The organism is Acidobacteriota bacterium (genome assembly GCA_016208495.1).
Taxonomy (GTDB): Bacteria; Acidobacteriota; Blastocatellia; order Chloracidobacteriales; family Chloracidobacteriaceae; genus JACQXX01.
The window spans coordinates 1-15,705 of record JACQXX010000105.1; the positions used below are offsets into that span (position 1 = coordinate 1).

General features: G+C 50.5%; 10 protein-coding genes, 1 tRNA gene and 1 pseudogene. 3 read left to right on the plus strand and 9 right to left on the minus strand.

From position 1 onward, the window contains the following. Positions 1-180 precede the first annotated feature (180 nt). From HY774_21445 to HY774_21470, 6 genes are all read right to left on the minus strand, one after another. Positions 181-705 carry a hypothetical protein gene (locus tag HY774_21445; protein MBI4751053.1) on the minus strand — a complete coding sequence of 175 codons (525 nt, stop codon included), beginning with the start codon at positions 703-705 and terminating at the stop codon, positions 181-183. Between the two features lie 218 nt (positions 706-923). Further along, positions 924-1,379 carry a hypothetical protein gene (locus HY774_21450; GenBank protein ID MBI4751054.1) on the minus strand — a complete coding sequence of 152 codons (456 nt, stop codon included), beginning with the start codon at positions 1,377-1,379 and terminating at the stop codon, positions 924-926. A 57-nt stretch (positions 1,380-1,436) separates the two neighbouring features. Continuing rightward, on the minus strand, positions 1,437-3,449 hold the full coding sequence (locus HY774_21455) for a right-handed parallel beta-helix repeat-containing protein (GenBank protein ID MBI4751055.1): 2,013 nt from the start codon (positions 3,447-3,449) through the stop codon (positions 1,437-1,439). Positions 3,450-4,219: 770 nt separating this feature from the next. Continuing rightward, positions 4,220-5,521, minus strand: coding sequence for a hypothetical protein (locus HY774_21460; GenBank protein MBI4751056.1), 1,302 nt, complete (start codon positions 5,519-5,521; stop codon positions 4,220-4,222). Positions 5,522-5,594: 73 nt separating this feature from the next. After that, positions 5,595-5,936 carry a hypothetical protein gene (locus HY774_21465; protein MBI4751057.1) on the minus strand — a complete coding sequence of 114 codons (342 nt, stop codon included), beginning with the start codon at positions 5,934-5,936 and terminating at the stop codon, positions 5,595-5,597. Positions 5,937-7,035: 1,099 nt separating this feature from the next. Continuing rightward, positions 7,036-9,972 (minus strand): PD40 domain-containing protein, encoded by a 2,937-nt coding sequence (locus HY774_21470; protein MBI4751058.1) that lies wholly within the window; start codon positions 9,970-9,972, stop codon positions 7,036-7,038. Positions 9,973-10,145: 173 nt separating this feature from the next. Between HY774_21470 and HY774_21475 the strand changes: the two genes are divergently transcribed. Together HY774_21475 and HY774_21480 are read left to right on the plus strand one after the other, a co-directional pair. Next, on the plus strand, positions 10,146-11,834 hold the full coding sequence (locus tag HY774_21475) for an alpha/beta fold hydrolase (GenBank protein MBI4751059.1): 1,689 nt from the start codon (positions 10,146-10,148) through the stop codon (positions 11,832-11,834). 33 nt (positions 11,835-11,867) lie between these two features. After that, positions 11,868-12,263 (plus strand): annotated as a pseudogene (locus HY774_21480) (hypothetical protein). 31 nt (positions 12,264-12,294) lie between these two features. Here the strand turns inward: HY774_21480 and HY774_21485 are convergent. Continuing rightward, positions 12,295-12,370: transfer RNA gene (locus HY774_21485), tRNA-Ala, on the minus strand. 182 nt (positions 12,371-12,552) lie between these two features. On the opposite strand from HY774_21485, the gene HY774_21490 reads away from it, so the two are divergent. Beyond that, the gene (locus tag HY774_21490) at positions 12,553-13,689 is read left to right on the plus strand and encodes a glycosyltransferase (protein ID MBI4751060.1); all 1,137 of its coding nucleotides are present in this window, start codon (positions 12,553-12,555) and stop codon (positions 13,687-13,689) included. Here HY774_21490 and HY774_21495 read toward each other — a convergent pair. Next, positions 13,673-15,412, minus strand: coding sequence for a response regulator (locus HY774_21495; GenBank protein ID MBI4751061.1), 1,740 nt, complete (start codon positions 15,410-15,412; stop codon positions 13,673-13,675). The two genes, HY774_21490 and HY774_21495, sit on opposite strands and share 17 nt — an antisense overlap. Continuing rightward, positions 15,346-15,690, minus strand: a complete 345-nt coding sequence (locus HY774_21500) for a hypothetical protein (GenBank protein ID MBI4751062.1) — start codon at positions 15,688-15,690, stop codon at positions 15,346-15,348. The genes HY774_21495 and HY774_21500 overlap by 67 nt, the downstream gene beginning before the upstream one ends. Between the last annotated feature and the right edge of the window lie 15 nt (positions 15,691-15,705).

Consider the following 15,705-nt stretch of genomic DNA (forward strand, 5'->3'; position numbering starts at 1 on the left):
CTTCAAATACACTATCTGCATCTCGTGGCGGCAAACACATGCTTTTTTCCTCTTCTTTCTTCTTTCGATTTTTAAAAGCATGAGTTTGCCCTTTTTTTTCTATTTGTTACAGTCATTATTTTCTTATCCTGGCGCTTATGGCCCTCAGCCCTCAGCCCTGGTTTTTTCAGCCCTCTCCAATCACACTCCAAACGTGTATGGCGCGGCCTGTACAACCGGCGTCGGTTTTGGACGCGACCAGAGAATATGGACACCAGTTCCCAACATGACAAAGAACACGATTGGCAACACGACCAGCCAGCCGACAAACGGCGTGAGGATGGAAAATTCCAGTAAGAACGTGCCAAGAAAAATATTATGAAGAGGTGATTTCGTTGCGGTTTGTTGAGCTAACAGATGAGCCAGGTGTTGAACGACGGCGGTTCCACCCAAAACAACCAGTCCCATTCCAGCGAGTAAAACGAGTACCCCAAGGGCCTTGAACGGTCCAATCAACACGGCTTTCATCACTCCGGCCAATACCAGAAGCCCAATCAATGTAACAATACCGGTACCAAACGCCCGCACGGGATGGGAAGCAATACGTTCAGCTCCACGGTCAATAGCCTTGGGAAACACCAACCCAATAGCAGCAAAAAGCGATGGAAATGCCAGCCCAACCAGCACCAACGCAGCAAGAACAGCCAACACATCAGCGATTGTCATACCTGAAAACTCCTTTTGATCTATTTTTTGTATGCGTGAAGTTTCGTCTCAAAAGGGTATACAGGCAGACTTCTTTATTGGGTTCAGGATTGGAGGAAAAATGAAGAATGAAGAAATGGAAATGAAAACTCCGTTGCGGAAAGGTCAATTCTCGCCGGGATAGACACCGAACACCAGTGTGCAAGGCAGCTTTGAGGCACACCTACCGACGACTTGCATTATTTTCTTTGGTACAGCATCGCCGACTGCCCCACCATTTCATCCTTGCCTTCGGCAAGAACCAACATTCCAAACACGGAGTTTCCCGGCAAGCTGGTCAGATTGACACTACCCCACAATTCGGTTTTGGGTTCTGTCTGGGGATCTTCATCTATGAGCACTTCATGACGATCAACATCCACGGCACACACTTTTCCATTTTGGTCAACGACCACGCCCACCAGGAGCATTCGTCCTCCCGGAAGCTGCCGGGTTCTAATGGCATCGGCGATTTTATGGGCTGCCTGCTGATATTCATTTGAAGAAATCACCAATCCTGGGGTCGAAGCGATTTTTTTCAAGCAGTCGTTTGGATAGCAAATGAGGTAGACGACAAATCCAAGGGTAATCAGGTCTGCGAGGACAAAGTATATCCCCAGCGAAATCAATTTCTTCTTTGGCAATTTCAACTGCATTTCTTTCTCTTTTCTTCGGGTTTGAAAAGTTCGCGGGACTCAAGCCATGCGGCGCCGCTACTTGACGACAAACGAACTACTGACGGCTTCTCCGGTGTTGGCGGCGGCGTCACGGGCAATGACTTTGACTCGGGCGACTTTGGTTTTGGCAAATGATGCTGGCACCGTCCAGGCAAACTGTTGTTGAGTTCCAGCCAACCCGGTTACAACTGTCGTTGAGAAATTCGCCCCATCCGTCGCATAAAGCACATCGTGACTGGCAACGGCGATGTTGTCAGATGAACTCCAGGCAATGGTCACATTCGGATCTTTTTTGCGTTTGATTTTGGCTTTGGAAAGCGTGACCTGGGAAACGGTCGGCTTCACCGTATCTGGCGGCGGCGGTGCAACCACTGAAAAGATGCCGGATTGGCCGTTCCCAACATTCCCGGCGGCATCGGTGGCCGAAACCGTGATTTGTGCTTGCGAGAAGGCATCGTTTTCGGCAATCGAGAGTGTGAAACTGGTTGCGGTTCCTGGCAAACCAGCCGCCAGCGTTTCTTCAAACCCGGTGCCGTTGCGTTGTCCGGTGAGGTTGATCCAATGACCGGTAACTCCAATATTGTCAGAAGATTGCCAGATTACTGAGACCTGGGCATTTGGTCTTGATTCGACTACCAGTCCTGTCGCGGGAGAAGCCACCATCACCGTCGGTTTCACCGTGTCCGGGTCAGGGTCGTTCCCGGTAATTCCAACCGTTCGGGCAAACTCCGACGTCTGATTATTGACCGTACTCGTTGCGGTCAATGCAGTAACACCCGCCAGTGAACTCGCCGGAAGTGCAATTGAAAAATTCCCGGCGGCAACTGGCGTGGCCATCAGGAATGTCCCCAGTCCATACGCCATCACATCCGTATTTGGCGCCGTTGGACGCGGCGCCCGGCTTGAGGCGTACCATTCAACCGTGCCTGATTGAGGATTGACTCCCGTAACCTTCACAGTTCCATCAGTTTGCCGGATCGCAGATTCAATCCGCACTGACGGCTGGTACAGATTTGGTCCTCCAGCTTGAGGTGTTGTTGACAAATTCGGCAGGTATCCGCTTTCCAAAACATCCGTGCACCGTGGCGTCAACCCAATTCCTGGTCCGCCAACACCAGCAAAGGTATTTTGTGATACCAGAATATTTTGGGTCATCAAGGTTTCTTCACGAGGTCGAGGAAACTGGTAAATGGCCGATGGATCAAGCGGGGTTTCACAGAGCACGATTCCAGCTTTCGCACAGTTGCTCAATTGATTGCCTTTGATTTCCGTTCGGCGGATGATCCCGGAAACCTCAATTCCAATCGGACAGTTGCTGATCTGGTTATTTAAAATCTGTGTCGTTTGCGAAGTGATCGGATTCCCGGCCCAACTTCGGAGGTAAATCCCGGCCAACCCGAAGTTCCCAATGATGTTCCCCGTAATCACATCATCCTGCTGGGCAAAGATTCCAACGGCGTATGCGCCCTGATCGGTCTCAGGATTGAGCTGATTGTCTGGCGTCACAACAGGGGCGATGTTTTCCCCATTGGGGCCAACGCCAATACGGTTATTGCGCATGATGTTTCCTTGGGAAGATTCATCACTTACGGTGTTGAATTCACCAATACCACCAGCTCGCGTTCCTGCAATTATGTTTCCCTCGATAATATTATCTTTAGGGCGAAAGAACAGGTCTATTGAAGGAGCCGGATTCCCATCAAATCCACTTCTAATTGCTGTTATCGGAAACCTAGTTGTCCCAGCTTTATTTGTACCGATTATGTTATTGCGAATAGTATTGTTTGATGCAATATTCCTATCAGAAGATCCATTTATCCAAATTGGTAAATGGATTAGGCTAATTATATTTCGCTCAATCAAATTGTTATTTGCTCCTCCATCAAGGTACACACCTGCTGCTGTAACTCCTGGAATAAACGTATTTCCATCTGACTGTATTCCAATATAGTTATCAGAGACTCTGTTACCTGAAGCAACAAACCCTGGTTGTTTGCTTAAAGCTGAAATTCCTATTGCTCCATGACTAAGCTGAGGAATTGCTGGCATATTGAGTCCCCGAATCCAGTTTTGGTCTCCTCCGTAAATAAATATAATACTCGGGACAAGAACAAATTCACCATTATCAATCAAATCCGAGCTTTGACCGCTTCCATCAATAACTACAACTTCAGGACCATCAGGATTAGTTTCTCCTCCAAAAACAGATTGAGAAAAACCATCGATTAAGATCTGGCTGGTAAAAATATAAATAACAGATCTCATTGTAATTCGCCAAGTTCCAGTAAACTGATCAAAGTTAGGGTCATTTTGCGTAAGCCTAAAAATAATTCTGCGACCTCCCCCAACAGACTCAGCTTGTCGAACAGCCTCACGTAAAGTTCCTGGGCCACTATCAGCGGTACTCGTGACAGCTATCTCAGAGAACCCTTGATAAGTAGATTCGGGTAAGGGCAATAATTGAGTATCATTTTGTTTGATTTCTTGATTTATTGTTTTGTTTGCAAAACCTGTATCTTCTCTTCTCCAACTTTGTACTTGATCTTTAATTTGCCCAAATCGTTTTTGATAGGTTCCTACTATTCCCCTTTTAGCACAGTGTTTTGCAAAAAACAGGCGATCAATTTCGACTGGATTTAGGCCATAATGACTCCCCTTTTCAAGTATTTCCAGTAAATGTACGGCATCTCTATTCTTTTCTAAACCCAAATCTCCATTAGTCTTAAACTGACTCAACCAGGAAGTATTGGCTCCCAACATAATTATTAACAAAAAGGAGATTGTGCTTTTCTGAACAAACGTTGTCATAGCAGTAGCCTCTATTCCGCTTCGTAATAAAATCTTTCAGGTAGCAGTGGATTTAGCTGGTCAAACTGAATTTTCACTTTCCTGACATTTGAATTTTTAGGAACACCAAGTCGGTCCATGGGTCCCTCACTACTTCCTGTAGACTGCCCAAAGCTACCTAATTCAACAAATTCTCCATATCCGTTATTTGGATCAAAAGAAAAGGGTCCAGCTGTGTTTATTGAACTCACAGGAACAAATTGCCCAAGGTTCGCTAATCCAGTTAGGTAATTTTGAAACTCCCTAGGTGCCCCTTGTCCAGGGCTATTCAATATATTGGCAGCATTTCCGGCTGCTCCTGCAGATGTAAATAATCCATTGACTGTCCCGCCACACGAATTGGTCAACTCATAAGCCGTACACGTCGGAGGATTGGTCAACAGGTTCAACGACGCACACTGCGGTGACCAACTTCCGCAGGGATCAACATTGAGCCCAACAATTCTGGCATTCCATTCTTCAGGTGGAATCGTTGGTGGTCGAAACTGCACCAGCACCCGCATCTGAAAGGCCCGTTCATAACTCGGCACAAGCCAGATAGGTGCGGTATCCTTTTGATCTTCCGGTTTTTCCTTGGCCTTGGCTGGGCTTGATTGCCCGCTCAACTGAAAGGTTCCTGGTCTCCACACAGAGCCCAGGATTGCCATCGCCCCGGTGTCGGGCGGCAAATCCTTGGCGGCAATTTCGATTTTGTAGGGCACCGTGACGGTTAACTGCACGACCAGACCACCTCCGGGAAGCCCCACTCCGGGATCGGCGCCGTTGCGCACACCATCCAGGTCAATTTTCATCAAGGCGGTTCCATAGACCCGCGCCCATTCACGGGCGACTTCGGGCGGCGCGTCTTTCATCAGAGTTGAACAGCGCATTTCAAGCGGAAAATACCGTGGGAAATACCGTTCGCAATACGTCGTCAGTTGCTGGGCATTCAAGGCGGGGGCTTTGGTGCCTCCGGCCAGAGCGGTTCGGTCCAGGATTTCCTGCATTCCCGCCGTGAGTTTGACCACATACGCCTCAGTTGCCGCCTGCAAATCCGGAAGGGTCGCCCGCGCAAACGATTTTATTTGCAGCCGCTGGCTTTCCTGACGGGTGGTTTGCACATTGTGCACCGTCAGTAACTGGAGCATGGAGCAAAAGATGCCGCAAAAAATCAGAAACAGGAAGGCTACCGTTAACAGCAAGCCATGCCCCTGACCATGCTCGGTTCGCCGTCTCCGAAAGAGAGTCGGTATCCGTGCTGTATTGTGAAAATTGGTTTTGGTGTACTGGTTCATATTGGTATCCAATCTTGCCCACTCGCTCACGCAGGCGGTACTGACTTTTTTTCATCCGTTCTCAAAATGGGCGTCACTCATTGGCCTGATACAGGTCCGAGGCAACCACAGTAATGCCCTTTGGCCCAGTCAACGTGACGTACACATAAATTTTTCCATCGGCAACTGGTGAAACAGATGCCACATACCCATAGGTTTTGCCACCGACTGGGCCAGGAGCTTTTGTTTCCTGGTCAATCGTAATTCCCTGTTTGGTAATGACGACTTTGCCGGTCTTTGTTGAAGCCAGTTTTTGGACGGCAAACCGGTGGGCCAGATCTTCGACGGCCCGATTGAGGATCAGGGCGTCATCCGTAATCAGTTGGCTTCGATAGTCGGTCGTCACAAATGAACCAACCATCAAAATCCCGATCATAATCACCACACCAGCCAGTGCTTATAGAGCACCCACTTCCATGCGGAAACCGGTGAAGAGGGAGGTAAAATTTATTTGAAGGTAACTTGTTGGTTTCAAGGTTTGTTGTCCTGGATTGGAGACAGGCAACTGACAAAGATAGTCACTATTTTGGCGGGATCTGAAAAAAAGTGCAATCAGATTTTGAGTTTTCGAAAACTCACCTCACTTTTTCAAATTGCAAGGGCATCAACCATCACTGAGAATCAATTTAGAATTGAATTCTGGTTAGGGAGCGTTAAAAAATAAGTTCCTGGGGCGGTTCTGCCACGTCCAGGTTTTGGTCTTGCACCGCGAAGCGTTGCCGTTCGGATAGCCGGTCGGTTGGCCGCTTTGGGCCTACCACCGGATCCAAAGGCCACCCCTTGTTGCTCCCCGCTTCGCCCGCGCCCCGCAGGGGCGCGGGAGAAGCGGGGGAGTATTGGAGAGGACGAACGCAACCACCGGCTATCCGAACTGCAGCCCTCCGGGATGCTCAATCCAAATGCCTGATTCCCAAAAGAAAACGGGAAGTTGATTTTTTACAGTCCCTTAGCGTGAAAATTCAATTTGAATTTAAACAATCAGGTTTATCTTCCGGCTTTATCAGTCATAAGCGCCAGAATTAAGGAGAATTTGAACCATCCGCTGGTGTTGTATGTCGCCCCTGCAGCGCTTTGGCCGTGATCTGACCGGGACCGGGGGCTGACGCACCTTTCACGTGTAGGTTTTTTGGTTTTGCACCGCGAAGCGCTGCCGTTCGGATAGCCGGTCGGTTGGCCGCTTTGGGCCTACCACCGGATCCAAAGGCCACCCCTTGTTTCTCCCCACGTCGCCCGCGCCCCCGAGGAGGCGCGGGCGACGTGGGGAAGGTTGGAAGAACGCCCCTTTTTCCGGTGGTAGCTCGCAAAGCCTCGCAACCGACCGGCTATGTGAACGGCAGCCCTCCGGGATGCTCAATCCAAATGCTGGTGTCCCAAATGAAAAGGGGAAGTTGTTTTTTTACGCCCCTAAGCAAACCGCTGATATTTTGGGCGAAATTTGGGTCATTCTCAATTCTTTATTCTTCCTTCTCAATTCTTCATTTCTGTATTTCGATTATCCACACATTGCCGACGGTTTCGGCATATTCAAACACCATCTGATTGCCTTTTGGCGACCAGGCTGGATAGCGGACATAGGCGTTGAGTTTGGTATAACCGGTGAGTTGCTTCTGTTCGCGGGTGGTCCGGGAAATCACCCACAGATTCCAATATCCTTGCCGAAATCCGGCAAAGGCGATTTTGTCACCATCTGGTGACCAGCTATGCGGCCAGTGCTGACCCCGGTCAGTCGTAAGCTGGATGAGTTCGCCACCCTGGCTGGGCATAACCACAAGTTGGGTGTCTTCACCGCGTTTGAGCTGGAGGGCGACCCATTTTCCATCCGGCGACCAGCAGGGAAATCCCAACGATTCCTGATCAAAGGTGATCTGTTTGGGTTGACCACCTTCAACCGGAACCAGCCAGAGGTTGGTTGTCGTCCCATCGCGTTTGGAATTAAACGCCACGGTTTTTCCATCCGGTGAAAGTCGGGGGAAATCGGTGTCTTTTTCAAACTTTTGGAGCAGGGTTTCTCTTCGGCTTTCCGGGACAATGGACCAGAATGCCTGCTGCCCTTCCCGATTGGACCGGAAATAGATTTTCGAGCTGTCAGGCGACCAGCTTGGAACGGTTTCGACCGCCGGGTCGGTGGTGAGTTGCGTTTGATGATTCCCATCGGCATCAACCATCCAGATATCAGGGTTGGTGCCCTGTCGCCACTTTTCAAAGGCAATCTTGGTGCCGTCTGGAGAAAAGACCGGACGCGTGCTGCGTCCGGTTTCAAGCATCAATGGAACAGGTTTGGTTTTTGAAATCTGGGTTTGGGGGTCAAGTTCGAGTGACCACAGATTGCTGGTCATCGAAAGCGCGCTGTAGGCAATTTTCTTCCCGTCCTTTGAAATCGTCAGATGGCGAGGCGTCCCAATGCCCAGATTGGCCAGTTGATAGGGTTCGCCTTCCGGTTCGCAGGTCTCGGGCAAGACATCAATTTTCCACATGCCGTAGTTTCCATCTTCCAGCACGGCTGAATAGAAAATCCCCTTCCCATCCGGTGCAAAAATCGGGTCATAAATGTAGCGTTGCGTCGCCACGATTTTCACAAGTTCTTTGGATTCAATCGAAATTGCCCAAATGGCTGATGTTCGTCGGTCATAGGTCGCAAAGGCAATCCATTTCCCATCGGCTGACCAGGACGGCGTCCCGTGTCCTCCGGCTGGATTGCCCACCTGGGTTACGGCCTGCGGGTTTCCTCCCCGAGCTGGAACCGTCCAGATCGTTGACGGAGGCTGTGCCGGTGCGGCATTGCCGCTCAAATCAATCAGCCCATCCGATTGAAACGTCAGGGTTTTCCCGTCGGGAGACCAGACTGGTCGCGAACCAAATTCACTGAGCTGTTTGAGTGACCCACCGAGTACGGAAATAACCCAAATCCCACCGCGTTTTTTGCTGTGATAGGCGATCCATTCTCCGTCAGGAGACCAGGCCGGCTGCACATTCTGCTCGCCATCGGTGGTCAACTGGACTTCACGGCCCCCCGCGACAAGTTGTTTGAGATAGAGTTCGAACCCGCCGCTTTTATCCGAACAATACACCATGGATCGTCCGTCAGGTGAAAAGGTCGGATAGACATCAAGCCCTGAAGAAATCGTGGTTTGAACCGCTTTCACTTCGCCCAGGCTTGTTTTTTGCCGGGCTTGAAGCCAGAGCTTTGCCCCCCAGAATCCGCTTCCGGCCACCAGGCCAAACACCAAAGCCACGGTTAGCCATTTGAACAAGCGGTATCCGTCACTGTGGCCAGGCTGAGCCTGAACTGGAAGGGTATCAACCGTTTTGGTGCTCCGGGTCTCATCGGTCCGCATGGCCGGCGGCATTTCCTCGGTTACCAGTTCAGCGGTTGTGTTCCCGCCGGATTCAGGCGGTTGAAGGATCGTTCGTTGTTGCGAACTGGTGACCTGCTCGCTTTCGGTCAAATCGGAATCGGTCGAACTGCCTGGAAGCGGCTCAAGCGGCTGGCTGGTGGAATAGGGGGCCGGATTGATCACAAATGCCTGATCGAGATCACGTTGGACGGCTTTTAAGTCAACCACAACTTCAGCAAATGAGGCGTACCGATCCTTTGGATCCTTCATCAAGCATCGCTGAACAATCCGTTTGAGCAACGCAGGAATCGCCAGCCCGGTCGTCGGCCAGGGTCGAGGGTCATCAACCACAATTTTGGTGACGGTTTCCAGCGTCGTACCACCCGAGAAGGGATGCTTCCCGGTCAACATTTCATAAAACACAATTCCAAATGAAAAAATGTCGCTACGTGGGTCAAGCGGGTTGCCGCGAGCCTGCTCTGGGCTCAAATACCGAACCGTCCCCAGAATAATCCCTTCCCTGGTATCTTTCACCTGGGTCACTTCGTCGGTTTCAGCATCGGCGGGGTCGTCTTGCAGCAATTTGGAAATCCCAAAATCCAGGATTTTGACCCGCCCATCCTCACTCACCATCAGGTTTGAGGGTTTGATGTCACGGTGCAGTATTCGCCGCTGGTGGGCGGCAGCCAGTCCTTCGGCAATTTGAATGGCAAATCCAACACATTCGTTGGCGGTCAATCGTCGGGCGCGCATGAGGGATTCGAGGGCACGACCTTCGACATATTCCATCACCAGAAATGGAACGGTGGTGTCTTTGTCTTCCTGCACCTGCTCAGTCGCGCCAACTTCGTGGATGACAATCACGTTGGGATGGCTCAACGCAGCCAGCGCACGGGCTTCCCGCAAAAAGCGGGCGCGGCGTTCGGCGTCATCTTTGTTGAGACGCATCAATTTAATCGCAACCTGGCGGTGGAGGATCTCATCGGTGGCCAGATAGACTTCACCCATTCCGCCACGACTCAGAAACCGGGTCAGGGTGTAATGTCCAATTTTTTTCGGCAAAGCGAACGTGTGCACAGTATTTTTCGGGCCTGGGGCTTTGGGCTTAGGGCTATGGAAGTTACGCCACAATGATTGAATTGTGTGAAGACCGCGGATTTTGTGGCACTATTTCTATCTTCTTTTCCTGGTGAAATCCAGATTTCCCGTGCTCAAATGCAATTTTCATTTTTTAACCAAAGGATGCGTTTATGGGTTTATTTCGACCACATCGGAGTTTTTCACCTGCGGCCCGCGCTTTCACCTGGATTGGCTGCGGCTGGATCTGGTTCATGGTGTTTGGCGTACAGCCAGCCGTTTGCGCTCAAACGACACCTGCCGCAAACCAGTCCGGGAAATTTCAGGTTTTCGTCAAGGGTAAGCCTGTTGGCACGGAAACATTTCAAATCAAAGGAGATGAGTATACGGGTGAAGTCTCGATTGACCTGGGCGTCAAGGTCAACGGCAAATCAAAGCTGCGTTATCGAGGCAATAAAATTGACTTTTTCGAAGCCGAGCAAAATAGCGCCAAATTGACACTCGACACCACCACCCCGATGAAACTGACCAGCCCGGCTGGAACTCGTGAAGTGACTATCCCAGACGGCGCGATTTTGCTTGAAACTGTGTACCTGCACCAGTATCACGCCCTGGTGAACCGATATGACCTTGAAAAAGGCGGGAAACAACCGTTTCAGACCTTTGTGCCAACCATCGGGATGGTCTTTCCAATCACTTGCGAATTGACTGAACGGATTGAACCAGCACCGCCAAACCAGCCGCTGACCCTGCTGAAGTTTCAATCAAATGTCGCCAATGTCCAGGTGATCAACATACTGACCGATGAAAATCGAACCATTTTGATGATTGATGTTCCGGCTCAAGGGTACACCGTGGTCCGCGAAGGGTTTGAATTCCTGCGGCCTAAACCTGAGTCCGAAGTGATCAGCGACAAATATGACCGGGTTGAGGTGGAAATCCCCAGCACCAGTGGCGTCAAACTGGCTGGAACATTGACGGTCCCCAAAAACGGAAATCCCCGCCACCCCGTGGTGGTATTGATCACTGGTTCGGGGCCCCAGGATCGGGACGAAGATACACCACCGTTTATCAATTACCATTTATTCCGATTGATTGCTGATCGCCTTTCCCAAAACGGAATTGCCACATTGCGGTGTGATGATCGCGGTGTGGGAAAAAGCACCGGAGATTTCTTGCGGGCTGGCTTCCAGGATTTCATCGCCGATGCCCGCGCCCAGGTGGCTTTCTTGCGCCAGCGCTCCGAAATTGACCCCGCCCGAATCAGCGTTCTCGGCCATAGCGAAGGCGGATACATCGCCCCTTTGCTGGCGGCAACGGATGCCAAAATCAAGTCGGTTGTCATTCTGGCCGGTCCCTCGAAACGTCTGGATCCGCTGATGATTGAACAGCTTGAATATCAGGCTGGATTTCAGGATTTGCCCGAAGCCACCCGGAACTATGCCCGTTCCCTGATTGACGGCACCAAAAAAATGATCGCCGATGTCAAAGCCAACAAATCAGTGGTTGATAAGGAAGGCCGGAAACTGGTGAAAGTTGGACGCTTACAGTGGAATATTGACTATTTTCGCCAGCACTTTGCTCATGATCCAGTGAAGACGATTCGCAAAGTGCGCTGTCCGGTGCTGATCTTACAGGGTGATCGTGACGTCCTGGTTCAGAAATATCACGCCGAAGCCCTGGCCGCCGAACTCAAAAAAGCCGGGAACAAAAACGTCGCGTTTCACATCTTTCCCTATTTAACCCATATGTTTACGACGTTTCCTTATAACAATCCCGATCCGAAGGCGCTCTCAAAATCCGAAACCGTCTCGGATGAATTTTTGGAAGCGCTCAGAGAGTGGAGTGCCACAACTTTTTAACCAAACAACACTGTGTCAGAAGAGGTAACGCGTATGGATCGAAATACCACGGTGAAGGGCACGGTGAGTGAATTAAAAGTGATAACGGCCTATGTTGATGCGGGATTCCGCGTATTGTTACCGTTTGGAAACAGCGCCCCTTATGATTTAGCCATTGATTTAGGGCCACAAGTCCTTAAAGTTCAGGTTAAAACCGGGAGGTTGCGTGATGGGTGCGTGGTCTTTCCCATGCGGCGATACAGCGGTCATTCAAGTCAGGGGAAATTATATGGAGTTGGAGAGATTGATATTTTCGCCGTCTATTGTCCCGACAATCAGCACATGTATGCCGTGCCTTTATCAGGAACCCTCATTGAAGGAAGGTTGCGTGAGACTGAAACCAAAAACAACCAAAAGCAAAAAATCCGCTGGGCGGCGGATTTCACATTTGAGCATCATTTGAAAACTTTGAAAAAAGAAGTGGTGGAGCTAGTCGGGATCGAACCGACGACCTCAACAGTGCCACTGTTGCGCTCTCCCAGCTGAGCTATAGCCCCACATCGGTGATGTCAAACTGTTTTGAAGGGCGGTACGATAGCCGATGAAGTGGCATTCGTCAAGCATTTTGTGCAAGCACCGACGTTGACAGTTCAGAAACTGCCATTCAGTATCGGGTCTCGTGGTCTCTTTTTCGCTTCATTTTCCGCAGCTTTTCATTTTTTCATCAGGAGATGCTTCCATGTTCAACAAAGTTCTGGTGCTTTCAGCCTCGGCTGGGGCAGGCCATATCCGTGCGGCCCAGGCCATTGAAAAAGCAATTCTGGACCTGAATGCGGCCCGCGAGGTCCGCCATATTGATACCCTGCAGTACACCAACCGCATTTTTCGACATTTTTATTCAAAAGCTTATATTGATATGGTCAACGAAGCCCCGGAAGTCCTCGGCTGGCTGTATGACTACCTGGACAAACCCTGGGAAAAAGAACGCCGCCGGCTGGCATTCGACAAACTCAACACCCGTCCGTTTGTGAAGCTCCTCAACGAAGAACAACCCGATATTGCGATTTGCACCCACTTTCTGCCTTCGGAAATTATTTCGTGGCTGACAGCCAAAGAACGCCTGCACTGCCCCCAGGCCGTGGTCGTGACCGATTTTGATGTTCATGCCATGTGGTTGTGCCACCACTATCAACAGTTTTTTGTCGCCCTGGATGAAACCCGTGTCCATTTGGAAAAAATGGGCATTCCAGGCGAAAAAATCACCGTGTCCGGGATTCCAATTGATCCAATTTTCTCACAGACCAAAGACAAATCAGCCCTGCGGGCCAAACACGGGTTGGAACCAAATGTGACCACGATTCTGATTTCAGCGGGCGGGTTTGGCGTCGGCAATATGGAGCACCTGCTCACTTCCCTGTTTGAACTCCGCCATCCGGCCCAGATTATTGCCGTTTGTGGGAAAAGCGCCGAACTCAAACAACGGGTTGAGGAAGTCGCCGCCAAACGGCCCGCGTCAAGTCAGGTACAACTGAAAGTGCTTGGATTTACCACTGAAATGGATGAATTGATGTCGGCGTCGGACATCTTGCTGGGCAAACCCGGTGGGCTGACCACCTCCGAAGCCCTCGCCAAAGGGCTGGTATTTGTGATCGTCAATCCGATTCCTGGTCAGGAAGAACGCAACTCCGATCATTTGCTTGAAGAAGGCGTGGCCATTCGCTGCAATAACCTCCCGGCTCTGGCTTATAAACTTGACCGGCTGCTTGATAACCCGCAACGGTTTGCTGATATGCAACAGGCGGCTCTGGGAATGGCCCATCCGGATGCTGCCCGAACGATTGTCACCCGGTTGCTCGAACTTAACCAAAAGAAGTGAAAAGCCTTTCCAACATGTGAAAATCAACGGCTCTGGCCGTCCGTCGAATCGCCGCCGCCAGTTCCGGATCGAGTGGTTTGATTTTTTCTACCAGACTGAGAATTTCAGAGATGTCACAGGTCGTCACGGCTGACTCAAACTGAAGTCGCCACTCCTCTGGTAACTGCCGGTAGCGTTCCGGAATCAAAATCTCTTCGTCATCAAAATCAGCCCTGGTATCAGCCATCACATATTTGACACCCAGCAAATCAGCCAGTTTTTGAAAGACTTCGCTTTCCCGAAACGGTTTTGGGAGAAACCCATTGGCGCCAGCCGCAGCCATCAAGACGCGATCCTGTTCAAACACACTGGCTGAAATCGCCACAATCGGGGTTGGCGACAGATTGAGCTGGGCTTCAAGCTCCCGAATGGTACGGGTGGCCTCATCGCCATCCATTTTCGGCATGCGAATGTCCATCAGCAACAACTGCGGACGTTTGGTTTGCCAGAAGGTAATCGCTTCTTTTCCATTTCGGGCTTCGTAGACCTCAAACCCGGCGGATTCAAGCAACTGGCTCAACAGCCGCCGGTGGTCAGTGTTGTCATCAACCACCAGAATTTTCGGAACGGCCTGATCTGGTTCCAGGCACACCACCCGCACGGCGGAGGCAGCCGGTTCATACTCCGGCGCCTGGGGTAAATCAATTTCAAACCAGAAGGTTGACCCCACTCCGATCTGACTTCGGACCTGAATCTCACCACCCATCAACTGAACCAGGTCACGACTGATGGCCAGACCAAGTCCCGTGCCATCGCGACGGTTGATCCCCGTCTGGGTTTGCGAAAAAGGAACGAACAAGAATTCAAGTTCTTGCGGTGCAATGCCGTCACCCGTGTCTTCGACCTCAAAATAACCACGGCCCCCCATCCACGAAGTCCGCAGGATGATGTGACCTGACCGGGTAAATTTGATGGCGTTGCTCAGCAGGTTGAGCAAAATCTGGCGTAGTCGGCCTTCATCACCCACAACCAGAACCGGAAAGGAAGGCGACACTTCAAAGGTAAACTCAATACCTTTGGTTCGGGCCCGCGCCTGCATCATCTCTTTTAAGTTTTTCAGCATCTGGCGCGGATCAAATGCCTGACTGGTTAATAACAACTTTCCAGCTTCAATTTTGGACAGCGATAAAATGTCGCTGATCAAATTGAGCAGATGCTCGCCGCTTCGCACGATGGTCTCAATATTTCGACGCTGTTCCAGGGATTGATGAGGGTCCCGACTCAGGAGCTGGGCAAACCCGATGATGGCGTTGAGTGGTGTGCGCAACTCGTGGCTCATATTGGACAAAAACATCGTTTTGGCCTGATTGGCACGGCGCAGTTCATTTTCAATCATATCGCCGTGTTCGGCGGTCGTTTGAAGGATGATTTCCAGATCGGTATTTTTTTTGGAGACGACTTCCAACACGGATTGCAGCGTAAGTTCGGCCCGTTCGCGTTCGAGAATCTCATTCTGAAGCTGATCTTCAATAATGTCGCCGTGTTCAGCCGTGGTTTCGAGCGCAATTTGCAGCCCTTCGTTTTGCTGTTTGAGGCGCTCGATTTCCTGGCGCAACGCCTCGACCTCACGCTGCAAAGCCAGTTCACGTTCCGTGGCTGCCGGCTCAATTGGCTCGCTCATATAAATTCCAACACCATGGCCGGCATCAACCGTTTGAGGTTTCGCAATGATTTGGTTTGCCACAGAATTTTTTCCGAGCCCCGGACGATGAGCTGTAAATCTCCTTTTTCACGGACTTTGATCACAAACATAGATAACATGCTAATGCCAGAACTGTTTAAAAACTGAAGCTGGCTGAGGTCAACCGTTACTTTTGGATGGGCCATGGCAACGCCAAAAAGCAGCAAATCCATAATTTCCTGATACCCATCCACGCCATCCAGTCTTAAAAACCCTTTGCAAAACACGGTGTTGAGCGCCGGGTCAAACCAGACCTGGTAATCATTGTTTTTTAATTCCAACGTTGACATGTGAGG